This window comes from Roseateles noduli, from assembly GCF_050626985.1.
GTDB lineage: Bacteria > Pseudomonadota > Gammaproteobacteria > Burkholderiales > Burkholderiaceae_C > Roseateles > Roseateles noduli_A.
Genome location: NZ_CP192463.1, coordinates 6,421,764 through 6,444,840 on the forward strand (window position 1 = coordinate 6,421,764; position 23,077 = coordinate 6,444,840).

The window sequence follows — 23,077 nt, forward strand, 5'->3', positions numbered from 1 at the left end:
CCAATGTGCTGATTCGCATCGTGGTGGAGGACGACTTGAAGCAGACACCTGCTGCGCGGAAGTTGTTCTCGACCGCTGAGGCGGTTGCTATCGGTGTTTCATGTCTTTGTGAGTTTGCGTGGGTGCTGCGGAATTCCTATGGATTTGCAACTGCTGATGTCGCGGCCGTGATGAAAACCTTGCTCAGTGCCAGGGCTGTCGATGTGGATTGGGAGGCGGTGGAGGCCGGTTTGGACGTGCTGGACTGCGGAGGCGACTTTGCAGATGGCGTGATTGCCTTCGAGGGGGCGTCCCTGGGGGGAGAGATCCATATGACATTCGACAAGAAGGCGGTTCGAGTGCTGAGGAGCCTTGCGATCGAAGCCCAGGCGCCATCGCAGACGTCCGGGGATCCGGATCAATGAAAATCCCGGCTCTCCGTCCTCAACCGTCCCAGCATCGGGGTCAGGTCTTGCAGGTGTCCGGCGATCAGGTTGCGCACGTCGCCGCTGCGCTGCCACTTGCCCTTCACCGCCATCAGGCGCGAATGCAGCATGACGTGCCGCTGTCGCTGCCACAGCGCGCGGTGGACGATGACCTGGATGTCGCCGGTCTCGTCTTCCAGGGAAATGAAGATCGTGCCCTTGGCCGTCGCCGGCTGCTGCTTGACCGTCACGATCCCGCAGCCGCGCGCCGGTCGGCCGTCGGGCAACTCGTTCAGTTCCTCGGCCGACATCCAGCGCTGTTCGCGCAGCAGCGGCCGCAGCAGCGACAGCGGATGGCGGCGCAGCGTCAGGCCCAGCGACGCGTAGTCGAAGACGATCTCCTCGCCCTCCGGCGCCTGCGGCAGCGCGAGGAAATCCTCCTGCACCGGCGCACAAGCCAGCAGCGGCGGCGGCGCATGCTGCGCGGCCGCATCCCACATCTGCTGGCGGCGGTGGCCGCTGATGCTGGTCAACGCATCGCCCGCGGCCAGCATCGTCATCTGCTGCTGGTTCAGTCCGGTGCGTCGCGCCAGGTCCTCCGCATCGTTGAACGGACCGTTCCGACGCTCGCGGCAGATCAGCGCCGCCGAGGCCTGCTGCAGTCCCTTGACCAGCCGCAAACCCAATCGCACCTTGACCGGCGCCGCGTCGGCCGCCAGGGCTTCGTCCGCGTCGAGCAGCGGGTCGCCGTCGTCCTCCTGGACGATGCCGTCCTCGTCCAGCGGCAATGCATCGAGCGTCTGTGCGGCCGCGCCGCGCCGCGCCGGCCGGATGACGCGTCCATCCGCGCGCTCCAGCGTGCAGTCCCACTCGCTGTGCATCACGTCGGGCGGGAGCACCTCGACAGCCTCCTTGTCGGCGCCCTTGCGTCTGGCCTCCTGCACCAGCTGGCTCGGCGAATAGAAGCCGAGCGGCTGCGAGTTCAGCAGGCCCGCGAGGAACTCGGCCGGATGATGGCGCTTCAGCCAGCTGCTCGTGTAGACCAGCAGCGCGAACGACGCGGCGTGCGACTCCGGGAAGCCGTATTCCGAGAAGCCCTTGACCTGCTCGAAGATCTGCTCGGCAAAAGACACCGGGTAATTCCGTTCCCGCATCCCGTCGATCAGTTTCGCGCGGTACTTCTCCAGGTTGCCCTTGCGCTTCCACGCGGCCATCGAGCGTCGCAGTTCGTCGGCCTCGCCGCCTGAGAATCCGGCCGCGATCATCGCGATCTGCATCACCTGCTCCTGGAAGACCGGGACACCCAGCGTGCGCTTCAGGACCGTCTCCAGTCCCTGCGGATAAACGACCTCCTCGAAGCCCTGACGTCGCTGCAGGTAGGGGTGCACCATGCCGCCCTGGATCGGCCCGGGACGCACGATGGCCACCTCGATGACCAGGTCGTAGAACTCCTTCGGTTTCAGCCGCGGCAGCATGCTGCGCTGCGCGCGGCTCTCGATCTGGAACACGCCGATGGTCTCGGCGCGCTGGATCATCCGGTAGGTGTCGTCGTCGCCGTCGGGGATGTCCTTCAGCTCGAACGGATAACGCTGGCGCTTGCCGACGAAGTCCAGCGTCTTGCGGATCGCCGTGAGCATGCCCAGCCCCAGCACGTCGACCTTGAGCAGGCCCACCGCGTCGAGGTCGTCCTTGTCCCACTCGATGACGGTGCGGTCCGGCATGGACGCGTTCTCCACCGGCACCATGCGCGTCAGCGGCCCGTGCGTCAGCACGAAGCCGCCCGGGTGCTGCGACAGGTGTCGCGGGAAGCCCAGCAGCTCCGAGGTGATCTTGACCAGTTGCTGTACCGCGAGGTCGTCGGCGTCGAGCCCGGACTCGCGCAGGCGTTCCGCATCGATGGTCTGGCCGTCCCACCATTGATGGTTGCCGCACAGCGTGTCCAGCACCTCGGGCTCGAAGCCCAGTGCCTTGCCGACGTCGCGCAGCGCGCTCTTCACGCGGTAGGAGATCACCACCGCCGCCAGCGCCGCGCGTTCGCGCGTGTACTTGCGGTAGAGGTACTGGATGACCTCCTCGCGGCGCTCGTGCTCGAAGTCGATGTCGATGTCCGGCGGCTCGTTGCGTTCCTTGCTGATGAAGCGCTCGAACAGCACCTGCATCCGCTCCGGGTCGACCTCGGTCACATGCGTGCAGTAGCAGACGATGGAGTTCGCCGCGCTGCCGCGGCCCTGGCACAGGATGCCCTGTGAACGCGCGAACTGGACGATGTCGGCCACCGTCAGGAAGTAGTGCTCGTAGCGCAGTTCCTCGATCAGTGCGAGTTCGCGCTCGATCTGCTCGCTGGCCGCGGCCGGCACGCCCGCGGGCCAGCGACGGCCCGCGCCCTCGTAGGTCAGGCGGCGCAGATGACCGGCAGGCGTCTGGCCGTCGGGCACGACCTCGGACGGGTAGTGGTAGCGCAGTTCGTCGAGGCTGAATCCGCAGCACTCGACGACGCGCAGCGTCTCGGCGAGCAGGTCCGCCGGGAAGCTGAGCGCGAGGCGGCCGCGGTGGCGCAGGTGGCGCTCGGCGTTGCGGTCCAGCGCCTGGCCGCACTCGGTCAGCGGCTTGCCCAGGCGTGTGGCCGTCAGCACGTCCTGCAGCGGCTTGCGGCTGCGCACATGCATGGTGACGTCGCCGACGGCCACCAGCGGGATCTCGGTCAGCGCGCCGGCCTCGCGCAGGCGCAGCAGGCGGATCTCGTCGTCGGCGTGCTGGGGCTGGTCGATGCCCAGCCAGCAACGCCCGGTGAAGCGCGTCAGCAGCCAGCGCGCCATCGACAGCAATTGCGCCGGCGTCGCCTGCCGGTCCGGGCAGGCGATCACGACGCAGTCGTCCAGCGTCTGCGGGCCGATGTCGGCCCGCGTGCAGCGGTAGGTGCCCTTCTCGGACGAGCGCCGCAGCCGCGAGATGAACTGGCACAGGTTGCCGTAGCCGTTCAGGCTGCAGGCCAGCACCACCAGCGTGAACGGGCCTTCGTCCTCCGCATCCTGCTCGCCCAACGCGCCCAACGTGCCGACCGCGCCGACCGCGCCGACCGCGCCTGAGACGCGCCCTGAGGCGCCGCTGGGTTCAATCAGGAGCTGGCTGCCCACCAGCAGCGTCATGCCGTGCTGCTTCGCGGCCACGTGCGCGCGCACCATGCCGGCCATGCTGCACTCGTCGGTGATCGCGAGCGCGGCGTAGCCGAGCTCCTTGGCGCGCAGGACCAGTTCCTCGGGCCAGCTCGCCCCCTTCAGGAAACTGAAGTTGCTGAGGCAGCGCAGCTCGGCGTAGTCGGGAAGGACCGAGGCGCCAGGGAGGGCGGACATGGTGAGCGGCCTGTACGAACGGAGGGCGCCTGATCAGGCATACATCCCGTGCAGGAACCACGCCTGCACGGCGGACTTGTCGTCGTCGCCGTTGCCCGTCCCGCTCAGCCGTTCCTGATAGACGGCCAGCACGCCGGCGTTCTCGTTGACGGCGATCCAGTAGTCGCGGGTGACCTGGCGATGCGCCTTCGTGTCGGGGATGCGGTCCCACCAGCCGCCCTCGACGCGGTCCGGTCCCACGAGCAGCGTCAGCGGGCCCTGGTAGTGCGGCCGGTGCTCGCGCACCGCCAGCCGCAGCGGCGGGTCGAGCAGGAAGGCGGGCTCCGGCACGGCCGGCGCGCGCACCGCCGCCTGCCGACCCTTGCGGCGGGAGGTCGTCCGGCCGTCGCCGCAGGGTCGCCAGCGCGTCTGCCATTCGGGTCGGTGATCGTCACCCAGGACCGGCTGCTGCACGCGCTCAGGACCGAGCCGCGCGGCGATGCGTTCCAGGGTCAGGTACAGCGTCTCGCCGGTGCGCACCACGTCGGGCAGCAGCGAGCCGCTGTCCTCCACCAGCGCCTGCACGCCGACCGCCTCCAGCCGCAGTTCACCGACCGGCGCCAGCAGCTGGGTCTTGGCCAGGTGCTCGGCCATCAGCCGGCAGAAGTGTTCGAGCTCGCGGATCGGCTCGGCGGTGCGGATCGTGAGGCAACCACCTTCGCCGGCGTCCTTGGCGCGCATCGAATCGTGCATCCAGTGCAGCGTGACGCCGGTGGCGCCCGCATGGCGCGCGGCCAGCCAGCCGCACAGCCGCATCAGCAGCGGCCGCGTGCCCAGCAGCAGCGCGGGCGCGTGGTCCTCGCGGCAGGGGAGCTCGACGCGGGCGTGGAAGTCCTCGGGCAGCGCGACCCAGGCATGCGCCTCGGGCCGCAGGCCGTAGGCCTGGTCCAGCATCGTCAGCAGCGCCGCGCCGAAGCGTCGGCCGATGCCGCCGCGCGGCAGCGCCCGCAACTGGCCCAGCGTGTTGATGCCGGCGCGGCTCAGCGGTTCCGCGTGTTCCGCGCCGGCGCTCAGCGCCTGCAGCGGCAACGGGTCCAGCACCGCCTGCAGCAGCCGCCCGCCGAGGTCGAGCACGCCGCAACGCGCCAGCACCAGCGCGGCGGTGGCCGACGGCGCCCAGCCGATGCCCACGGCGCCCAGGTCGGGCGCTTCGTCGCTCAGGCGCGCCTTCAGCGCGGGCAGGCCGCGGAACAGCCGCAGGCTGGCCTCGACCTCCATCACGACGGCGTCCTCCATCAGCGCCACGCGCGGCGTGAACTGCAGGCACCACACCGCCAGGCCCGCCTGCGTCTCCGCGCAGATCCCCCAGGGATGCGGCGGGGGCGCGGTCGACGGGTCCTCAAACGGTGCCGGCGGACGAGGCGGCAGGATCAGTGCGACCCACAACATGGGAGAACTCCGGGAACAGGGTGAGCGCAACGGGCTCGTGGAGGGATTCGGACACCGTCTCGAGCAGGGGCCCGGCACTGACCTGGGCCTTGCCGGCCGACTCGTTGACGGTGTCGGCCACGTCAGCCACGTCGACGCCCGGCACCGTCATCGGCGCCACCGGGCGCATCGTGCTGGGCCGCATCACCCGCGGGGTCAGGACATGCTCGAGTCCGCCGGGGATCGAGGCCAGCCGCAGCGGAGTCTCGTGGGCGGGGCCCTTGCGCTTGAGGATCTGGACGTCCAGGGCCCAGTCGACATCGATCGTCGCCAGCACCCGCAGCGGCGCCGGCGACGGGTCATGGCGGGCTGCCAGCGGACGGAACAGGAACACCGGTCCCTCGAATGACTGCGCCAGCACCTGCAGCCGCCGCAACTGCTCGGGCGCGGCCTGCGGCAGCCAGGCCAGCACCGCGCCGGCGGCGTTGGACTTGATCAGCTGTTCGGTGCACCAGAGCCGCTCCGACGGCGCGCGCGCGTCGATCCAGACGAGGTGGCGCTCATCCAGCCCCAGGTGCATCAGGCCGGGCAGGTGGGGGCGCTTGGGCGGTCCGACCATCGCCACCGCGGCACCGTCGGCGACGACGCGTCGGAGCGCCGGTCCCGCCAGCCGCCATTCGGCCAGCGAGAACTGCGGCAGCAGCACTTCGGTCAACTGGCGCCCCGGCCAGCCACCGCCTGGCAGCTCGGCATCGAGCGCGTCGAAGCCGCTCGGCCAGACGGTGTCGGTGCCGCGGCCCAGCGCATCGCCGCGCCAGATCGCCTCTGCCACGGCAGGCGGAAGTGGCATGGGCCCGATCCGCAGCGCATGGTGCGCTGCATCGAGGACGAGATTCTGGGTGGGAGAGATCAGTCCATCGTCACCGCTGGGAGGCGGGGACAGGCGACCCTCCCCGGCAGGTAGGGATGGCATGGGAAGGTGCGAATTTTCGACACTGTATTTGCATACAGTATAGATGGGCAGCTGACCCGTCCAGGACGTTTACAGATCGCGGGCGACAGGATCTCGAGGTGAACTTTCGGGCGGTGGCGGAGGACTGGAAGGACTCAACGATGAAATGCCGACATGTTCCTCAACCGTTTCAAACCCTCTGACTCCCACCCTTCCGAACAGGCGCATCACCGCGACACGGCGCCGCCGGACACGGCGCATCGAGCACAAACGCATGCCCGGATCGATGAGATCGAGAAGGCGTACAAGAAGCTCCCCCGTGATGTCAGGGACGCCTACCGCGAACGGGCGGGCATCGTGCGTGAGTCCGCCTACACATTGGGCCGGGGTGCGCCGTCCCCGGACACCGAGGCCAAGCTTCGCTGCCATGCGCAGGAAATGGAATCATTGGTGGCATGCCGTGACCCGGACAGCATGTTCGAAAGCAACCTACGCGGGGCGTGGCGGCATGCACCCCGCAATGCCGTCGACCTCCAGGTCGCATTTGTGCAACTCGAAGGAATCTGGTCGCGCGTCCCGCCTGAACAGGGCGCGTGGCTTGACGCCGGCTTGGCCATGAAGGATCGGGATCCTGAGAGCCTTTTCAGGATGCGTCCCGTGTATGAGCAGTTCGTCGACGCGTACTTGCAAGACTGCAAGCGGAAGGGAACAACGCCTCTGCTGCTCGGTTGAACCGCTCACTTGGTGGTTGACCGACTCAGCTCGTGGTGCGGCGCTCGTTGCCGTCGGCATGACCGCTGCCGAACGCCAGCACGAATCGCGTCCCCCCACGGGCCGGCGCTTCCAGGCTGACGGTCCAGCCCAGGTGCTCGGCGACGCGCTTGACGATGGCCAGGCCCAGGCCCGCGCTGCCGGCGCCCGCCGGGTCGACCTGCATGAAGCGGTCGAAGATCCGGTCGCGCACCGCCGGCGGGATGCCGATGCCGGTGTCCTCGATGACCACGCGGCCGGCCTCGAGCCGGATGTCGACGCGGCCATGGTCGGTGAACTGGCAGGCGTTGCGGATCAGGTTGCCCAGCGCGATGGCCGCAAGCTCGGGCCGCGCGGGCACTTCCAGGCCGGCATCGGCGGACGCGGCATGCAGCGTCATCTCGACCTCCTTGCCCTTGAGCAGCGGCCGGCAGCGTTCCATCTCCTGGCGCAGCAGCGGCAGCAGCGCGGTCGGCGGCGCGCCGATGCTGGCCGGGTCGCGCGACAGCAGCAGCATCGCGACAACGCGCTCGCTGGTGTCGGCCGCGGTGCGCCGGATGCGCTCGGCCAGTTCGACCATGTCGTCGCGATCGTGCAGCCGCGCCTTCAGGATCTCGGCCGCGCCCAGCATCACAGCCAGCGGCGTTCTCAACTCATGGCTGACATCGCCGGTGAACCAGCGCTCGCGGTCCAGGTAGCGCTGCTGCGCCTCGGTCTTGGCCGCGAACGCGCGCGACAGCACGCCCAGTTCGTCGGTCGAGTCCAGCAGCGGATATTCGCGCGGCGCGGTGTCGGTCTCGACGGCGCGGGCCAGCGCGGTGACCGGGGCGACGATGCGGCTCGCGGTCAGTTGCGCCAGGAACAGCGCCAATCCCAGGCAGCAGACGAAGGCCAGGCCGAGCAGGCCGTAGACGCCGGCCTCGATCTTGGCGAAGTCCTCGTCGCGGTCGGTCAGCACGAAGACCGTCCCCAGGTCGTCGCGGACCAGGGCGGTGAAGGTGGCGTCCTCCTGCGGCAGCGTGTACTTGCCCGGCGGCTTGCCGCGCAGTGCCTGCGGGATGGCATCGCCCTTGTAGAGCGTGACGCTGGGCGGCAGGTCGGCTTCCAGGCCCTGCTTCTCGCGGGCGATCAGCTCGTCGGCGGTGCGGTCCAGGCGCTGGTCGACGAGGCGGTCCTCGATGCTCGAGGCGATGCGCACCGCGGCGACCGCGAAGGCGCCGCAGACCAGCAGCGTCAGCAGCAGGAAGGCGGCGGCCACGCGCGTGCGCAGCGTGGTCGGCGCGGCCGTCGAGCGGCCGGCGCGTGCATCGCCGCGAGGGTGGCCGCGTGGATCGCCGGGGTCTCGCCGCGGCTCATCCCGCATCGGGCGACACCAGCCGGTAGCCGATGCCCGGATGGGTCTTCAGCAGCGGGATGGGGAAGGGCTTGTCCAGTGCCGCGCGCAGCGCGTGGATGTGGGTGCGCAGCGCGTCGCTGTCGGGCGGATCGTTGCCCCAGACCTCGCGCTCGAGGTCCTCGCGGCGGACCAGCTTGGGCGCCTCGCGCAGCAGCGCGGACAGCAGCTTGTAGCCGGTGGGCGTCAACTGCAGCGGCTTGCCGGCGCGGGTGGCTTCGAGCGTGTCGGGATCGAAGCTGACGTCGGCGTAGCTGACCGCCGAGCTGAGGTTCAGGCCGTGCGAGCGCCGCATCAGCGCCTTGAGGCGGATCTCCAGCTCGACCAGGGAGAAGGGCTTGACGAGGTAGTCATCGGCGCCGCTCTCGAAGCCGGTGACCTTGTCGGCGATCGTGTCGCGGGCGGTCAGCATGAGGATGGGGGTGGGACGGCGGAAGTCCTTGCGCAGGCGCCGGGCGACATCCAGGCCGTCCAGGCCGGGCAGGGTCAGGTCCAGCACGATCGCGTCGTAGGAGCCGGCGGCGGCCTGCGCCAGGCCGCCCAGGCCGTTGCGGGCCACGTCCAGCGCGTAGCCCATCGGCTCGAGGTAGGCGAACAGGTTCGCGACGATGTCCGGGTTGTCTTCGATGACCAGCAGCTTCATCACGAGGCTCTCGTTCCTGCGGCGCCGGGCGCCGCGTCGTCCTGAGGGACGGGTGCCGAAGGGGGAGAAGCCCCCCGCGAGACCCGCGGATGCCGGGAATGCTATGCGAGCGGGGCCCGTTCGACCTGTCCGCGGGCTGTCGGCACCCCCTCGCGAGGGGCATCCCCCTGTGATGCGGACACGAGGTGGGCGATTGGCGCGCGACCGGCTCAAAGCTTCTGCGGTTCCATCCACTTGGTCACGTTTCGTGACGCAAGTCCTGGCCTGTCACCGACCGCCCGGTCGACGCTGCACTTGAAATCCGGGTTGGGCGCATAATTTGCGGGTTAACCCTATGCTTGCGCCCTTCATCTCCATCCCCGCCGTCGAGCGGCTCACCGCGACCCGCCGGCTGAGCCTGCGTCCGCCTGCCGCGGCGGATGCACGCGCCTTCCGCGACCTGCTGACCGATCCCGCGAATCGTCGATTCGACGCGGGTGGTCCGGCCGCGTCGGAACGGCTGGAGCTCTGGCGCGCGCTGTGGACGCGCGACGGCCTGGGGCCGTGGGCGGTGGCGCTGCGGGAGCAGCCCTCGCTCGGCGCGATCGGTTTCGGCGGCTTGAGCCGGGGCCGCATCTGCGGCGCGCCGGCGCTGCTGCTGGAGTTCCACTTCCTGTCCGATCACTGGGGCCGGGGTTATGCGGCGGAGATGGCGACCGCGGCGCTGACGCTGGCCTTCGAGAGCCTGCATGCGACGTCGGTGCACGCGCTGCTGCCGCCGGGCAACACGGCGGCGCGCAAGACGCTGGAGCGTGTCGGCCTGCGATTGACCGGCTCGGTCGCCGACTGCCCGGGCGAGGCCGCGAGCCTGCTCTACGAGATCAACGCAGGCCAGTACGCGGCGCTGCCGCAGGAACCGCCGGAAGCGACGCCGTTCGGGGCGTGAGGCCGACCGCCTCGACCGTCGTCGTCGAGTCCATCGTCGACGGGGCAGACGAGCGCATCCCTACTGCTGCGGATACACCCGCAACCCCGCCAGATCGAGCACCCTGAGCCCGCCGTACTCGACGGCGATGAGGCGCTGTTCCTGCAGGTGGCGCAGCGCCTCGTTGACGCGCTGGCGCGAGAGCCCCACCAGGTGTCCCAGTTCCTGCTGCGTGATGCGCAGCAGTCCGTTCACCCCGGGGTAGAGCTGCGGGTGGAACAGCGCCGCCAGGTTGCGCGCCACGCGCAGGTCGGGGTCGCTCTGGCGGTCGATCTCGCGCGCGGCGATGAACTGGCCGAGCCGCTCGTTGAGCTGGTTGAGCACGTAGCGGTTGAAGGCCAGGCTGGTGGCCAGCAGTTCGTGGAAGCTCTCCAGCGGCAGCCCCGCCACCACGCTGCGCCGCAGCGCCTGGATGTTGTAGCGGTAGGCCTCGCGCTTGAGCAGCGTGCCCTCGCCGAACCAGCCGCCCGGCGGCACGCCGGTGAAGGTGACCTGCCGCGCCGCCGCCTCGTCGTTGCTCATCTTCAGCAGTCCGTCGATGACACCGAACCAGAAGTTGGCCTCGCGCCCGATGCGACAGATCCGCTCGCCGACCTCGACCTCCGCCACCTGGATGCTGGAGGCGACGCGTTCGCGCAGTTCGGGTTCGATCGCCTTCAGCCACGGAATGGCGCTCATCTCCTGCGCGCTCGCGGCCCGCGCGCGCAAGCGGATCGGCTGCGTCGGCACAGCCCCCGAGAGGGGCGGCTGCAGGGCCGCATGCAGGGGGGAACCTGGCGCGGCGTGGACAACGGTGTCGGGGGTCGGGGCCATCCCCCGTTCATCGCGCCGGCGCATGACAGGAACCTGACGCGGTGCCCTGGGGGAAACACGGAGCAGGAACCTGTTTGACAACCCAGTTCACTAGCGCAGCTTCTTACCTTTTTGACGTGTGGCCTGATGTTTTCTGCAAGAACGACGACGCCTTCTTTTCCAATCGCTGTTGGCGCCACCATCCCGGTCAGCCGGTGGACGTCCGAGGACCAGCTTGCCAAGGACCAGTACCACGCCGAGGTCCGCTCGCAGCTGAATGGCATCACCAGGCAGACCGACGCGCTGCTGGATCGGCACGCCACGAAGCGGCTCGCTTCCCCTGAGGACGTCCTGACCGCGATCAAGGCGCAGGCCGCTCACTCGATCGTGGTCAAGGAGACGGTCGACCGTCTCATGAAGAGCGAACACTGCGGTCTCAGATGCTTCGTGGAGCGGGCCGGGGTGCTGCTGAAGGCGGCGCAGGAGTCGCGAAGTGAAGATCCCGGCGCTTCCACGCAGAGGCGCCAGCGCTATCTCGACGAATTGATGTCCCTGAACCGTTGCATGCTGTCGATCGCCGTCAAGGACTTGACCAGCGACGGGACCGAACCGGAATCGCCGTGCCCGGATGAGATCGTCATTCCCGGTAACGTTGCCCAATTCGGATACCTGATCGGGAAACTCAGGGGCCGCTGCCTGGATCGCGACCAAGGGATCAAGGCGCAGCGGCTCACGGCGTTCCACCATCGCTGGCGCGTTGACCTGAAGAAGCCCGACGCCCTGGCCGAGCTTCAGGGAGACTTCCGGGCTTTGTGTGCCGCCATCCGGATCGCCGAATCTCCGCGTCTTCTCGGGCTGCCCTGGCTTGGGTTCGCGTCTCATCGCGGACGCACGGTGCTGACCATCGCGTCAGCACCGCCACAGTCCGTCGACCGCCACGTAGGCACGGACGCCGCGGAGAGGACGCCCGTCTGATCCGGGAAAACGCTCCCCCGAAGTCTCCCTAGGACTGTCGTCGCAACGACAACACGACGTCAAAGAGCCGGCCTACAGTCGGCGCAACCCCGCGGCCAGAGCGCCTCCATCAGAGATGGCGACAGCGGGGAAGCACAAAGGAGACGACGGTGGAACAGACCTTCCCCCGCCTGCTGCTCGCTCACGCCGCCCAGCGCCCCCATGCGCCGGCGCTGCGCGAGAAGGAGCTCGGCATCTGGCAGACGCTCGACTGGGCGGCGCTGGCGGCGCTCGTGCGCGACCTCGCGCATGGCTTCGCCGCCGCCGGCATGACGCGCGGCCAGCACCTGGTCGTGATCGGCGAGAACCGGCCCCGGCTCTATGCCTCGATGCTCGCGGCGCAGTCGCTGGGCGCGATTCCGGTGCCGCTGTACCAGGACGCCGTCGCCGCCGAATTCGCGTACCCGCTGCAGAACGCCGACGTCGCCTTCGTCGTCGTCGAGGACCAGGAGCAGGTCGACAAGCTGCTCGAGATCCGCGATCAATGCCCCGCGCTGCGGCGCATCTGGTTCGACGATCCGCGCGGCCTGCGCCATTACGCCGCGGACGGACTCGCCTCGATCGATGGCCTGTGCGACGACGGCCGCGCGCATGCGCTGCGGCATCCCGGCTGGTTCGAACGCGAAGTCGACGCGGGCCGCGCCGGCGACGTGGCGGCGATGTTCTTCACCTCCGGCACCACCGGCCATCCGAAGGGTGTCGTGCACACGCACACCTCGCTGATCGACCGCGCCCAGGCCGGCGCGCGCTTCGACAAGCTCGGCGCCGACGAGGAGGTCCTCGCCTATCTGCCCTGCGCCTGGATCGGCCAGAACGTCTTCAGCTACGCGCAGTGGCTGGCCTGCGGCTACGTCGTCAACTGTCCCGAGTCGGCCAGCACCGTCAGCATCGACCTCAAGGAGATCGGTCCGACCTACTACTTCGCGCCGCCGCGCGTCTTCGAGGGCCTGCTCACCAGCGTGATGATCCGCATGGAGGACGCCGGCGCGCCCAAGCGCTGGCTGTTCGCGAAGGCGATGGCGCTGGCGAACCGCGTCGGCCCGGCGCTGATGGACGGCAAGCCGGTCGGCGGCTGGGAGCGCTTCAAGTACCGCCTCGGCGACCTCGCGATCTACGGTCCGCTGCGCAACGCGCTGGGCTTCTCGCGGGTGCGCGTGGCCTACACGGCGGGCGAGGCCATCGGCCCCGATCTCTTCAGCTTCTACCGCTCGATCGGCATCAACCTGAAGCAGCTCTACGGCTCGACCGAGACCGCCGTCTTCGTCTGCCTGCAGCCGGACCATGAGGCCAAGTCCGACACCGTCGGCGTGCCCATCGACGGCGTCGAGATCAAGCTCGCGGACAACGGCGAGATCCTGGTGCGTTCGCCGGGCCTGCTCCAGGGCTACTACAAGAACCCGGAGGCGACGGCCGAGGTGCTCGGCGCCGACGGCTGGTATCGCACCGGCGATGCGGGCTTCCTCGACGCGGGCGGCCACCTGAAGATCATCGATCGCGCCAAGGACGTCGGCCGGCTGCGCGGCGGCGCGCATGACGGCGCCATGTTCGCGCCCAAGTACGTCGAGAACAAGCTGAAGTTCTTCGCCTTCGTGAAGGAGGCGGTGGCCTTCGGCGACGGCCGCGACCGCGTCTGCGCCTTCATCAACATCGACTTCGAGGCCGTCGGCAACTGGGCCGAGCGCCGCAACCTCGCCTACGCCGGCTACACCGACCTGGCCGGCAAGGCGGAGGTGCTCGGCCTGATCAAGGACTGCGTCGAGAAGGTCAACGCCGACCTCGCCCAGGACGAGCGCCTGGCCGGCAGCCAGATCACGCGTTTCCTGGTGCTGCACAAGGAGCTGGACGCGGACGACGGCGAGCTCACCCGCACGCGCAAGGTCCGCCGCGGCGCGATCGCCGACAAGTACCGCGTGCTGATCGATGCGCTCTACGAGGGCAAGACCTCGCAGTTCATCGAGACGGCGGTGCGTTTCGAGGACGGCCGCAGCGGCAGCGTCAGCGCCGACCTGCGCATCGAGGAGGCGACCACCTTCCCGCACACCCGGAGGGCCGCCTGATGAGCGCCAGTCTGACCGTCAATGCAGCGGGCGGCGGCGCCGCGGCCCCGGCCGGCGCGCAGTTCCAGGAGGCCGGCCAGGCCGTGCCGCCGACGACGCCGGCGCAAGGCGCGGCATCGCCGCGCTCCGCAGGCGACCCGGCACCGGGCCGGCGCATCGGCGACGTGATCCTCGAGGTCGAGCACATCTCGCTGTCCTTCGGTGGCGTGAAGGCGCTCAACGACATCAGCTTCGACGTCCGCGAGCACGAGATCCGCGCCATCATCGGCCCCAACGGCGCCGGCAAGAGCTCGATGCTGAACTGCATCAACGGCGTCTACCAGCCGCAGCAGGGCGACATCCGCTATCGCGGCGAGGACGTGCGCCAGTGGAGCCCCCGCACGCGGCTGCGCCGCATGGCCGAGCGCGGCGTCGCGCGCACCTTCCAGAACCTGGCGCTGTTCAAGGGCATGAGCGTGCTGGACAACATCATGTCCGGCCGCAACCTGCACATGAAGCGCCACCTGCTGTGGCAGGCGCTGCGGATCGGTCCGGCCGTGCACGAGGAGATCGAGCACCGCGAGAAGGTCGAGCGCATCATCGATTTCCTCGAGATCCAGGCGCATCGCAAGACGCCGGTCGGCGGCCTGTCCTACGGGCTGCAGAAGCGCGTGGACCTGGGCCGCGCGCTGGCGATGGAGCCCAAGGTGCTGCTGCTCGACGAGCCGATGGCCGGCATGAACGTCGAGGAGAAGCAGGACATGTGCCGCTTCATCCTCGACGTCAACGACGAGTTCGGCACGACCATCGTCCTGATCGAGCACGACATGGGCGTGGTCATGGACATCAGCGACCGTGTCGTGGTGCTCGACTACGGGAAGAAGATCGGCGACGGCACGCCCGACGAGGTGCGCGCCAATCCCGAAGTGATCCGCGCCTACCTCGGCGCGGGCGAGTGACGCCGGGAAGCAGGCAAAGGAAACGATCATGGGCTTCTTCCTCGAAACCGTCTTCGGCGGCCTGATGGCGGGCATGCTCTACGCGCTGGTCGCGCTGGGCTTCGTGCTGATCTTCAAGGCCTCCGGCGTCTTCAACTTCTCGCAGGGCGCGATGGTGCTGTTCGCGGCGCTGGCGATGGCGCGCTTCGCCGAATGGTTCCCGCAGTGGTTCGGCTTCGAGAGCCTGCTGCTGGCCAACGTGCTGGCGCTGGCGGCGGCCGCGGCCTGCGTGGTCGTCGTCGCCTGGCTGGTCGAGCGGCTGGCGCTGCGCGGCCTCGTCAACCAGCCGGCGATCACGCTGCTGATGGCGACGCTGGGCATCAGCTACTTCCTCGACGGCGCCGGCCAGCTGATCTTCGGCAGCTCGACCTACAAGATCGATGTGGGCCTGCCGAAGGATCCGCTGTTCGTGCTCGAGGACACGTTCCCGGGCGGGCTGCTGCTCAACAAGGAAGACCTGTACTCGGCCGTGATCGCCGCGGCGCTGGTGGGCCTGCTGTCGCTGTTCTTCCAGAAGACCCGCACCGGCCGCGCGCTGCGCGCGGTCGCCGACGACCACCAGGCCGCGCAGTCCATCGGCATCCCGCTGTCGCGCATCTGGGTGATCGTCTGGTCCGTCGGCGGGCTGGTCGCGCTGGTGGCCGGGATCATCTGGGGTAGCAAGCTGGGCGTGCAGTACTCGATCTCGCTCGTGGCGCTGAAAGCTTTCCCGGTCGTCATCCTCGGCGGCCTGACCTCGGTGCCGGGCGCGATCGTCGGCGGGCTGATCATCGGCGTCGGCGAGAAGCTGTCGGAGATCTACCTCGGTCCGTCCGTCGGCGGCGGCATCGAGAACTGGTTCGCCTACGTGCTCGCGCTGAGCTTCCTGCTGGTGCGGCCGCAAGGCCTCTTCGGCGACAAGATCATCGATCGCGTCTGAGTCCGCACTCGACGAGCGATCAAGGAGACGACCGTGTTCTATCGTGAAAACGGCCAGTTCAAGGCCAGCTACCGCGCGGACCTGGCGCTGTTCCCGGTCGCGCAGGACCGCCGGGCGGTGCTCGCGCTCGCGCTGATCGCCTTCGTCGCCGTGCCCTGGCTGGCGAGCGACTACACCTTCCGCGCGGTGCTGATCCCCTTCCTCGTGCTGTCGCTGGCGGCGCTGGGCCTGAACGTGCTCGTGGGCTACTGCGGGCAGATCTCGCTGGGGACCGGCGCCTTCATGGCCGTGGGCGCCTACGCGGCCTACAACCTGCAGGTGCGCATCGAGGGCATGCCGCTGCTGCTGTCGCTGATCGGCGGCGGCCTGGCTGCGACGGTCTGCGGCGTGCTGTTCGGGCTGCCGAGCCTGCGCATCCGGGGGCTCTACCTCGCGGTCGCGACGCTGGCGGCGCAGTTCTTCATCGACTGGTTCACCAACCGCGTGCCGTGGGTGACGAACAACTCGTCGTCGGGCTCGGTGAGCGTCGGCACGCTGCAGCTGTTCGGCCTGGCGCTGGAGACGCCGGCGCAGCGCTACCTGCTGTGCCTGTCGCTGGTGGTCGTGTGCGGGATCCTGACCAAGAACCTGGTGCGCGGCGCCATCGGCCGCGAGTGGATGGCGATGCGCGACATGGACGTCGCCGCCGCCGTGATCGGCATCCGGCCGGTGCACGCGAAGCTGACGGCCTTCGCGGTCAGCAGCTTCATCGTCGGCGTGGCCGGCGCGCTGTGGGGCTTCGTGCACCTGGGCGCCTGGGAGCCGGCCGCCTTCGGCATCGACAAGTCCTTCCAGCTGCTGTTCATGATCATCATCGGCGGGCTCGGGTCCATCGCGGGCAGCTTCTTCGGCGCCGCGTTCATCGTGCTGCTGCCGCTGCTGCTGAACCACGTGCCGCATTGGCTGGGGCTGCCGCTGTCCACGGGCGCGGCCTCTCACCTGGAGCACATGATCTTCGGCGCGCTGATCGTGTTCTTCCTGATCGTCGAGCCGCACGGGCTCGCCCGACTCTGGTCCACCGCTCGCCAGAAGCTGAGGCTGTGGCCTTTCCCGCATTGAACTCGCAGTACCCCTCGAGATTTCAAACCGCACCGCAGAGTGCACCACCAGGAGACGACACCATGAGCTTGAAGACCTTCGCGCGTGGCGCGCTAGGCGCGGCAACGCTGGTCGCAGCCGCGCTGCCGACGATGCTGCCCGCCGTGGCGCAGGCGCAAGCCGCGACCGAGCAGTTCATCCCGCTGCTGGTGTACCGCACCGGCCAGTTCGCGCCCTTGGGCATGCCCTGGGCGGACGGCAAGCAGGACTACCTGAAGCTGATCAACGCGCGCGACGGCGGCGTGAACGGCGTCAAGCTCGCCTTCGAGGAATGCGAGACCGCGTACGACGCCGCCAAGGGCGTCGAGTGCTACGAGCGCCTGAAGGGCAAGGGCGGCGGCGCGTCGGGCTTCGACACGCAGTCGACGGGCATCACCTTCGCGGTGACCGACAAGGCCTTCGTCGACAAGGTGGTCGTCGAGACCCCGGGGTACGGCCTGTCGCAGTCGGCCGACGGCACCGTCTTCGAATGGAATTTCCCGCTGCTCGGGACCTACTGGACCGCCGCGGACGTCATGCTGCAGGACATCGCGAAGAAGGAGAAGGGCACGCTCAAGGGCAAGAAGATCGCGCTCGTCTATCACGACAGCCCTTACGGCAAGGAGCCGATCCCGCTGATCCAGAAACGCGCCGCGGCCGACGGCTTCGAGGTGCTGCTGTACCCGGTCACGCCGCCCGGGGTCGAGCAGAAGTCGACCTGGCTGCAGATCCGCCAGCAGCGGCCGGACTACGTGCTGTTCTGGTCCGCCGGCGTGATGACGCCCGCGGGCATCCGCGAGGCGCAGGCCAGCGGGTATCCGCGCGAGAAGATCTACGCGATCTGGTGGGCCGGCTCGGACCACGACGTCAAGGACATCGGCGCGGGCGCCAAGGGCTACAACGCGATCACGCTGCACAACAGTTCGGCCAAGGACAAGGTCCACGACGAGCTGAAGAAGTTCGTCTACGACAAGGGCCAGGGCACCGGCCCGGCCACCGGCATCGGCGCGATCGCGCACACGCGGGGGATGATGATCTCGATGCTGCAGGTCGAGGCGATCCGCGCCGCGCAGGAGAAGTTCGGCAAGGGCAAGGTCATGACGCCGGAGCAGGTGCGCTGGGGCTTCGAGAACCTGAACCTGAGCGCGGACCGGCTCAAGGCGCTGGGCTTCGGCGAGGTCATGCGCCCGGTGCAGACCAGCTGCGCTAACCACATGGGCACGGACTGGGCGCGCATCGTCCAGTGGGACGGCGCGAAGTGGAACCTCGCGTCCGACTGGTACCAGTCGGACAAGACCCACATCGATCCGCTGGTCAAGGAGTACGCCGCCAAGTACGCCAAGGACAAGAACCTGAAGCCGCGCAGCTGCGGATGAAGGTCTCCCGCGCCGCGTCCGAACCCTGCCTGAGCACCACCGCCATGCAAGCCACTTCCGTTCCTTCCGCTTCCGCGTCGTCCGGCGCGACGGGGACCGCCGCCGCGGCCCCCGCGCTGCTCGACGTCAACGGCATCGAGGTCATCTATCACCACGTGATCCTGGTGCTCAAGGGCGTCTCGCTGCGCGTGCCCGAAGGGGCGGTGGTGGCCTTGCTCGGCGGCAACGGCGCCGGCAAGACCACGACGCTGCGCGCGGTCTCCAACCTGCTCGCGGGCGAACGCGGCGAGGTCACCAAGGGCTCGATCGAGCTGCGCGGCGAGCGCATCGAGCGGCTCACGCCGGCGGACCTCGTGCACCGGGGCGTGGTGCAGGTGATGGAGGGACGGCACTGCTTCGCGCACCTGACGATCGAGGAGAACCTGCTCACCGGCGCGTACACGCGCACCGACGGCAAGGCGGCGGTCGCGCAGACGTTGGAGAAGGTCTACAACTACTTCCCGCGGCTGAAGACGCGGCGGACCTCGCAGGCGGCCTACACCTCGGGCGGCGAGCAGCAGATGTGCGCGATCGGGCGGGCCCTGATGGCCGATCCGAAGATGGTGCTGCTGGACGAGCCCTCGATGGGCCTGGCGCCGCAGATCGTCGAGGAGGTCTTCGAGATCGTGCGCGACCTCAACCAGAAGGAGCGCACGACCTTCCTCCTGGCCGAGCAGAACACCAACATGGCGCTGCGATACGCCGACTACGGCTACATCCTCGAGAACGGCCGCGTCGTCATGGACGGCCAGGCCCAGGCCCTGCGCGACAACGAGGACGTGCGCGAGTTCTACCTCGGCATGGGCGGCACCGATCGCAAGAGCTTCCGCGACGTGAAGAGCTACAAGCGTCGCAAGCGCTGGCTCGCCTGAGCAGGCCCGCGACGACACCGCGACGACATCGCGACGAGGCTGGTCGCCGGCATCCCTCTCGTCGCCGGCTTCTCTGGCATCGCTCGATTTGAAGGATTGATGGGAGAGCAGTTCATGGACAACGACTTCTTCGCGCCCCCGCCGTTCAAGGCCGAGGAGGCCCTCGTGCAGTTGAGGCGCGCGCTGCGCGACCTGCGCGCGCTGACGGAGCGCGGCACCGGCTGGAGCTTCGAGAACCAGGAGGTGCTCCAGCTCGCGGCCGGCGACGGCCAGATCACCGCGAAGCTGGCGAAGAAGCCGGCGCGCAGCCCCGACTGGGAGACGCGCGTCTGCCGCAACGCGGCCGACGTGCGCAAGCTGCAGGACGACCTCAAGCGTCGCCTGGCGCAATGGGCGGAGGAGTGATGGGCGCCGCCGCGGCTGATTTCTACGACGCGCTGGAGACGCGCGATCCCGGCGCGCGCGAGGCCGCGCTGCTGGCGGCGCTGCCGCACCAGGTGGCCAACGCGCGGCAGAACACCGATGCGTTCGCTGAGCTGCTCGGCAACGTCGAGCCGGACCTGATCCGCACGCGCGTCGCGCTGGCGCGCTTGCCGGTGACGCGCAAGTCGGAGCTGCTGGCCCGCCAGCAGGCGGTGCGCGCGGACGCGGAGCGCGTGCCGTTCGAACCCTTCGGCGGCTTCTCGACGATCGGCTGGCGCGGCTTGAAGCGCGATGCCGGCGCGCGTCGCGTGTTCCAGTCGCCAGGCTCGCTCTACGAGCCCGAAGGGCACGGACGCGACTACTGGCGCGTCGGCCGCGCGCTGCATGCGGCGGGTCTGCGCGCGGGGGATCTGGTCCACAACTCGTTCAGCTATCACCTCACGCCGGCCGGCGCCATGATGGAAGGCGGCGCGGAGGCGCTGGGCTGCACGGTCTTCGCCGGCGGCGTGGGCAACACCGAGCTGCAGCTGCAGGCGATGGCCGAGCTCCGGCCGCAGGCCTACGTGGGCACGCCGAGCTTCCTGAAGATCCTGCTGGACAAGGCGGCGGAGCAGGGCCAGCCCCTGTCCGTGCGCAAGGCGCTGGTCAGCGGCGAGGCCTTCCCGGCCGCGCTGCGCGACTGGTGCGGCGAACGCGGCGTCGCCGGCTTCCAGTGCTACGCCACCGCCGACCTCGGGTTGATCGCGTACGAGACCGCGGCGCGCCAGGGGCTGGTCGTCGACGAGGGCGTGATCCTCGAGATCGTGCGGCCCGGCACCGGCGACCCCGTGCCGGACGGGGAGGTGGGCGAGGTCGTCGTCACGACGCTCAACCGCGACTATCCGCTGATCCGCTTCGGCACCGGCGACCTGTCGGCGGTGCTGCCCGGCACCTGCCCGACCGGGCGCACCAACGTGCGCATCAAAGGTTGGATGGGACGCGCGGACCAGAGCGCCAAGGTGCGCGGCATGTTCGTTCACGCCGGGCAGGTGGCCGAGGTGCTGCGGCGGTTTCCGCAGGCGCGGCGTGGGCGCCTGGTCGTCGAGGGCGAGATGGCGCAGGACCGGATGACCTTGCGCGTCGAGACCGACGGCAGCGCGCTTGCAGGTCTTGCGGACGGTCTGGCGGCGGCGCTGCGCGATGTGACCAAGCTGCGTGGCGAGGTGGTGTTCGTCGCGGCGGGCGCGCTGCCGAACGACGGAAAAGTCATCGAGGATCTTCGGAAGTTCGATTGACACGCCCGGCGGGTGGACTGCCCCCGCCAGGCGCGGGCTCTCCGCGGAGCGAGGGGGCTCCCTCCTGGACCCCCTCGCACCACTCCGGCCCCACAGAGGTTTTGGGGCCGAGGCTTGCACAGGGCGAGCCCTTCGGAGTTTGTTGGGGGATGGCACCGATGGCCCCTCGTTTTCACGGCTCGGGGGTATCCCGGCTTACGTAGTTTCCGTAAGTTGCAATGTGGGAGGGAGACCTAGCATCCGCGCCATCACCCACACTTCCAACGAGGAAGAGACACCATGAAGAAGATCTTGCTCGCTTCCGTCGCCGCGCTGAGCGTCGGCGCCGCCTGGGCCGAATACCCGGACAAGCCGGTGACCATCGTCGTCCCGTTCGCCGCCGGCGGCCCGACCGACAAGGTCGCGCGCGATCTGGCGGAGGCGCTGCGCAAGCCGCTCAACGCGACGATCGTGATCGAGAACGTCGGCGGCGCCGGCGGCACGCTGGGCGCCACCAAGGTGTCCAAGGCCGCGCCGGACGGCTACACGCTGCTGCTGCATCACATCGGCATCTCGACCTCGCCGGCCCTGTACCGCAACCTGCAGTACAAGACGCTGGAGGACTTCGAGTACCTGGGCCTGATCAACGAAGTGCCGATGACGCTGATCTCGCGTCCCAACCTGCCGGCCGCCAACTACGCCGACCTGGTGAAGTGGCTGGGCGCGAACAAGGGCAAGATCAACCTGGCCAATGCGGGCCTGGGTTCCGCCTCGCACCTGTGCGGCCTGCTGTACATGAGCTCGGTCAAGATCGACATGACCACGGTCCCGTACAAGGGCACGGGCCCGGCGATGACCGACCTGATCGGCGGCCAGGTCGACCTGATGTGCGACCAGACGACGAACACCACGACGCAGATCGACGGCGGCAAGGTCAAGGCCTACGCGGTGTCGACGCCCAAGCGCCTGGGCGGTTCGCTCGCCAAGCTGCCGACGCTGGACGAGTCCGGCCTGAAGGGCTTCAACGTGACGATCTGGCACGGCATGTACGCGCCCAAGGGCACGCCGAAGGCCGTGCTGGACAAGATCAACACGGCGCTGAAGACGGCGCTGAAAGATCCCGAGTTCCACAAGCGCGAGGAAGCGCTGGGCGCGGTCATCGTCACCGACAACCGCGTGAACCCGGCCGAGCACAAGAAGTTCGTCGCCGACGAGATCGCCAAGTGGACGCCGGTGATCAAGGCGGCCGGACAGTACGCCGACTGAACGACTGGCAAACCGCCGAAGCGGCTTCCGCCGCTTCGAGGCCAGTTTCCGGAGCCCGCCCAATGGCGGGCTTTTTCATTGCTGCATGACGCGAACCTTGGCGTTCCGTGCACCAACTGATTGCCTTTCCAACTTGCCGATGGGGCGATCGACATGTGGCATGGAAATTGGGAGTGCGCGGTGTCGCAGGTTCACCGGGCAATGCCGGCCCAGCCTGAAAGCCATCCGAAGTCCTCGCCGCAGAGTGATGCTGGCTGGGCACGGCTGAAAGCCCTGAGCGAGGGCAACCCCCACACGGATCCGCTGAGCAGGCGCCTCTATGCCAGCGGCATGGCTGAACTGCAGCGACAGTGGCCGCTGAGCAGCGGTCGCCAGCAAGCGGACTTGCTGGAACGCGCCGAGCAGATGAATCGCGACGCCAGGGCGAGCGCGTCCGAGGCATCCGCCAGCAAGGCATCGCCGTTGAAACCGACGGCGATCCCCACCGTGTCATGGGATCCGGTGCAGTGGAAGGGGGAGTCCGACGATTCGTTCTACCACCGGCTCCACGGCTGGCTCGACGAGAAGAGCGGCATTCGCTTCGAGTGTGAAACGGTCGACTCCGACGCCGACTCCGACGCCGACGCCGACTCCGACTCCGACTCCGACTCTGATTGATGTCGGTCAGCGTTGTCGGCGTTCTGCATCGTCACGCCGGCGACCGGCACACCACACCCACCTTGTTGCCGTCCAGATCGCGGAAGTAGGCCGCGTAGAAGTTGGGCCCGTAGTTCTCGCGCGGGCCGGGGCGACCGTCGTCCTTGCCGCCACCACTGATGGCGGCGGCGTAGACCGCGTCGACCTGCGCGCGGGTTGACGCCGCCAGCGCCAACATCGTGCCGTTGCCGGGCGTCGCATCCAGCCCGTTGAAGGGCTGCACCACCCACAGCTGCGTCTCGCCGCCCTCGGGGCCGTAGCCGACCATCTCGTCGTCCGAGTAGCCCGGCTTCAGACCCAGCGGCGCGAGCGCGGCGTCATAGAACGCCTTGGCCGCGCGGCGGTCGTTGCTGCCCAGAGTGACGTAGCTGATCATGGTGGGTGTCCTTGCTTCGATGTGCAGTGGTAGTACCG

Annotated in this window: 21 protein-coding genes; 14 read left to right on the forward strand and 7 right to left on the reverse strand. The window is 69.0% G+C overall.

The window, feature by feature from the left end; translation table 11 throughout:
* Nucleotides 1–5 precede the first annotated feature (5 nt).
* Nucleotides 6–404: a type II toxin-antitoxin system VapC family toxin gene (locus ACQ4L4_RS28020; protein WP_431102040.1), complete on the forward strand. Its 399-nt coding sequence runs from the start codon at nucleotides 6–8 to the stop codon at nucleotides 402–404.
* On the opposite strand, the gene ACQ4L4_RS28025 is transcribed toward ACQ4L4_RS28020, so the two are convergent.
* The 3 genes from ACQ4L4_RS28025 to imuA are packed head-to-tail and all read right to left on the reverse strand — an operon-like array spanning nucleotide 398 to nucleotide 6,011.
* Nucleotides 398–3,754 carry an error-prone DNA polymerase gene (locus ACQ4L4_RS28025; RefSeq protein WP_431102041.1) on the reverse strand — a complete coding sequence of 1,119 codons (3,357 nt, stop codon included), beginning with the start codon at nucleotides 3,752–3,754 and terminating at the stop codon, nucleotides 398–400. The genes ACQ4L4_RS28020 and ACQ4L4_RS28025 overlap by 7 nt on opposite strands.
* A gap of 33 nt (nucleotides 3,755–3,787) precedes the next feature.
* Nucleotides 3,788–5,182: a Y-family DNA polymerase gene (locus ACQ4L4_RS28030; RefSeq protein WP_431102042.1), complete on the reverse strand. Its 1,395-nt coding sequence runs from the start codon at nucleotides 5,180–5,182 to the stop codon at nucleotides 3,788–3,790.
* Nucleotides 5,133–6,011 (reverse strand): translesion DNA synthesis-associated protein ImuA, encoded by an 879-nt coding sequence (imuA, locus tag ACQ4L4_RS28035; protein WP_431102043.1) that lies wholly within the window; start codon nucleotides 6,009–6,011, stop codon nucleotides 5,133–5,135. The genes ACQ4L4_RS28030 and imuA overlap by 50 nt, the downstream gene beginning before the upstream one ends.
* Before the next feature lie 276 nt (nucleotides 6,012–6,287).
* On the opposite strand from imuA, the gene ACQ4L4_RS28040 reads away from it, so the two are divergent.
* The gene (locus ACQ4L4_RS28040; protein WP_431102044.1) at nucleotides 6,288–6,845 is read left to right on the forward strand and encodes a hypothetical protein; all 558 of its coding nucleotides are present in this window, start codon (nucleotides 6,288–6,290) and stop codon (nucleotides 6,843–6,845) included.
* 25 nt (nucleotides 6,846–6,870) lie between these two features.
* Here the strand turns inward: ACQ4L4_RS28040 and ACQ4L4_RS28045 are convergent, their stop codons facing one another.
* Entirely contained in the window at nucleotides 6,871–8,226 is a 1,356-nt protein-coding gene (locus ACQ4L4_RS28045) for a sensor histidine kinase (protein WP_431102045.1), read from the reverse strand.
* Nucleotides 8,216–8,899 (reverse strand): response regulator transcription factor, encoded by a 684-nt coding sequence (locus tag ACQ4L4_RS28050; RefSeq protein WP_431102046.1) that lies wholly within the window; start codon nucleotides 8,897–8,899, stop codon nucleotides 8,216–8,218. Before ACQ4L4_RS28050 ends, ACQ4L4_RS28045 begins: the two co-directional genes overlap by 11 nt.
* A gap of 334 nt (nucleotides 8,900–9,233) precedes the next feature.
* Here ACQ4L4_RS28050 and ACQ4L4_RS28055 point away from each other — a divergent pair, with 334 nt between their 5' ends.
* Nucleotides 9,234–9,824 (forward strand): GNAT family N-acetyltransferase, encoded by a 591-nt coding sequence (locus ACQ4L4_RS28055; RefSeq protein ID WP_431102047.1) that lies wholly within the window; start codon nucleotides 9,234–9,236, stop codon nucleotides 9,822–9,824.
* Nucleotides 9,825–9,884: 60 nt separating this feature from the next.
* On the opposite strand, the gene ACQ4L4_RS28060 is transcribed toward ACQ4L4_RS28055, so the two are convergent.
* Complete coding sequence (locus ACQ4L4_RS28060) at nucleotides 9,885–10,541, reverse strand: Crp/Fnr family transcriptional regulator (protein WP_377161525.1); 657 nt, start codon at nucleotides 10,539–10,541, stop codon at nucleotides 9,885–9,887.
* A gap of 261 nt (nucleotides 10,542–10,802) precedes the next feature.
* Between ACQ4L4_RS28060 and ACQ4L4_RS28065 the strand changes: the two genes are divergently transcribed.
* The 11 genes from ACQ4L4_RS28065 (at nucleotide 10,803) to ACQ4L4_RS28115 (ending at nucleotide 22,624) form a co-directional block, all read left to right on the forward strand.
* Nucleotides 10,803–11,630 carry a hypothetical protein gene (locus ACQ4L4_RS28065; protein WP_431102048.1) on the forward strand — a complete coding sequence of 276 codons (828 nt, stop codon included), beginning with the start codon at nucleotides 10,803–10,805 and terminating at the stop codon, nucleotides 11,628–11,630.
* A 149-nt stretch (nucleotides 11,631–11,779) separates the two neighbouring features.
* Nucleotides 11,780–13,726, forward strand: a complete 1,947-nt coding sequence (locus ACQ4L4_RS28070; RefSeq protein WP_377157042.1) for an AMP-dependent synthetase/ligase — start codon at nucleotides 11,780–11,782, stop codon at nucleotides 13,724–13,726.
* On the forward strand, nucleotides 13,726–14,664 hold the full coding sequence (locus ACQ4L4_RS28075) for an ABC transporter ATP-binding protein (RefSeq protein ID WP_431102049.1): 939 nt from the start codon (nucleotides 13,726–13,728) through the stop codon (nucleotides 14,662–14,664). The genes ACQ4L4_RS28070 and ACQ4L4_RS28075 overlap by 1 nt, the downstream gene beginning before the upstream one ends.
* A gap of 28 nt (nucleotides 14,665–14,692) precedes the next feature.
* Nucleotides 14,693–15,622, forward strand: coding sequence for a branched-chain amino acid ABC transporter permease (locus ACQ4L4_RS28080; RefSeq protein WP_431102050.1), 930 nt, complete (start codon nucleotides 14,693–14,695; stop codon nucleotides 15,620–15,622).
* Between the two features lie 33 nt (nucleotides 15,623–15,655).
* Nucleotides 15,656–16,720 (forward strand): branched-chain amino acid ABC transporter permease, encoded by a 1,065-nt coding sequence (locus ACQ4L4_RS28085; RefSeq protein ID WP_431102051.1) that lies wholly within the window; start codon nucleotides 15,656–15,658, stop codon nucleotides 16,718–16,720.
* A 131-nt stretch (nucleotides 16,721–16,851) separates the two neighbouring features.
* Nucleotides 16,852–18,114 (forward strand): ABC transporter substrate-binding protein, encoded by a 1,263-nt coding sequence (locus ACQ4L4_RS28090; protein ID WP_431105033.1) that lies wholly within the window; start codon nucleotides 16,852–16,854, stop codon nucleotides 18,112–18,114.
* 44 nt (nucleotides 18,115–18,158) lie between these two features.
* Nucleotides 18,159–19,025, forward strand: a complete 867-nt coding sequence (locus ACQ4L4_RS28095; RefSeq protein ID WP_431102052.1) for an ABC transporter ATP-binding protein — start codon at nucleotides 18,159–18,161, stop codon at nucleotides 19,023–19,025.
* Nucleotides 19,026–19,139: 114 nt separating this feature from the next.
* Nucleotides 19,140–19,430, forward strand: a complete 291-nt coding sequence (locus ACQ4L4_RS28100; protein ID WP_431102053.1) for a hypothetical protein — start codon at nucleotides 19,140–19,142, stop codon at nucleotides 19,428–19,430.
* A complete protein-coding gene (locus ACQ4L4_RS28105; RefSeq protein ID WP_431102054.1) occupies nucleotides 19,430–20,722 on the forward strand; it encodes a phenylacetate--CoA ligase family protein in 1,293 nt (430 codons plus the stop codon). Before ACQ4L4_RS28100 ends, ACQ4L4_RS28105 begins: the two co-directional genes overlap by 1 nt.
* A gap of 279 nt (nucleotides 20,723–21,001) precedes the next feature.
* A complete protein-coding gene (locus ACQ4L4_RS28110; protein WP_431102055.1) occupies nucleotides 21,002–21,967 on the forward strand; it encodes a tripartite tricarboxylate transporter substrate-binding protein in 966 nt (321 codons plus the stop codon).
* A 180-nt stretch (nucleotides 21,968–22,147) separates the two neighbouring features.
* Nucleotides 22,148–22,624: a hypothetical protein gene (locus ACQ4L4_RS28115; RefSeq protein WP_431102056.1), complete on the forward strand. Its 477-nt coding sequence runs from the start codon at nucleotides 22,148–22,150 to the stop codon at nucleotides 22,622–22,624.
* A 31-nt stretch (nucleotides 22,625–22,655) separates the two neighbouring features.
* Here ACQ4L4_RS28115 and ACQ4L4_RS28120 read toward each other — a convergent pair whose 3' ends face one another.
* Nucleotides 22,656–23,039, reverse strand: coding sequence for a VOC family protein (locus tag ACQ4L4_RS28120; RefSeq protein ID WP_377157031.1), 384 nt, complete (start codon nucleotides 23,037–23,039; stop codon nucleotides 22,656–22,658).
* Nucleotides 23,040–23,077: the final 38 nt, after the last annotated feature.

Bases quoted from the DNA above. Each gene is read 5' to 3' on its own strand.
- ACQ4L4_RS28025 (WP_431102041.1), bottom strand. From the start codon at position 3,754: ATGTCCGCCCTCCCTGGCGCCTCGGTCCTTCCCGACTACGCCGAGCTG.
- ACQ4L4_RS28030 (WP_431102042.1), bottom strand. From the start codon at position 5,182: ATGTTGTGGGTCGCACTGATCCTGCCGCCTCGTCCGCCGGCACCGTTT.
- imuA (WP_431102043.1), bottom strand. From the start codon at position 6,011: ATGCCACTTCCGCCTGCCGTGGCAGAGGCGATCTGGCGCGGCGATGCG.
- ACQ4L4_RS28040 (WP_431102044.1), top strand. From the start codon at position 6,288: ATGTTCCTCAACCGTTTCAAACCCTCTGACTCCCACCCTTCCGAACAG.
- ACQ4L4_RS28045 (WP_431102045.1), bottom strand. From the start codon at position 8,226: ATGCGGGATGAGCCGCGGCGAGACCCCGGCGATCCACGCGGCCACCCT.
- ACQ4L4_RS28050 (WP_431102046.1), bottom strand. From the start codon at position 8,899: ATGAAGCTGCTGGTCATCGAAGACAACCCGGACATCGTCGCGAACCTG.
- ACQ4L4_RS28055 (WP_431102047.1), top strand. From the start codon at position 9,234: ATGCTTGCGCCCTTCATCTCCATCCCCGCCGTCGAGCGGCTCACCGCG.
- ACQ4L4_RS28060 (WP_377161525.1), bottom strand. From the start codon at position 10,541: ATGAGCGCCATTCCGTGGCTGAAGGCGATCGAACCCGAACTGCGCGAA.
- ACQ4L4_RS28065 (WP_431102048.1), top strand. From the start codon at position 10,803: ATGTTTTCTGCAAGAACGACGACGCCTTCTTTTCCAATCGCTGTTGGC.
- ACQ4L4_RS28075 (WP_431102049.1), top strand. From the start codon at position 13,726: ATGAGCGCCAGTCTGACCGTCAATGCAGCGGGCGGCGGCGCCGCGGCC.
- ACQ4L4_RS28080 (WP_431102050.1), top strand. From the start codon at position 14,693: ATGGGCTTCTTCCTCGAAACCGTCTTCGGCGGCCTGATGGCGGGCATG.
- ACQ4L4_RS28090 (WP_431105033.1), top strand. From the start codon at position 16,852: ATGCTGCCCGCCGTGGCGCAGGCGCAAGCCGCGACCGAGCAGTTCATC.
- ACQ4L4_RS28095 (WP_431102052.1), top strand. From the start codon at position 18,159: ATGCAAGCCACTTCCGTTCCTTCCGCTTCCGCGTCGTCCGGCGCGACG.
- ACQ4L4_RS28100 (WP_431102053.1), top strand. From the start codon at position 19,140: ATGGACAACGACTTCTTCGCGCCCCCGCCGTTCAAGGCCGAGGAGGCC.
- ACQ4L4_RS28105 (WP_431102054.1), top strand. From the start codon at position 19,430: ATGGGCGCCGCCGCGGCTGATTTCTACGACGCGCTGGAGACGCGCGAT.
- ACQ4L4_RS28110 (WP_431102055.1), top strand. From the start codon at position 21,002: ATGAAGAAGATCTTGCTCGCTTCCGTCGCCGCGCTGAGCGTCGGCGCC.
- ACQ4L4_RS28120 (WP_377157031.1), bottom strand. From the start codon at position 23,039: ATGATCAGCTACGTCACTCTGGGCAGCAACGACCGCCGCGCGGCCAAG.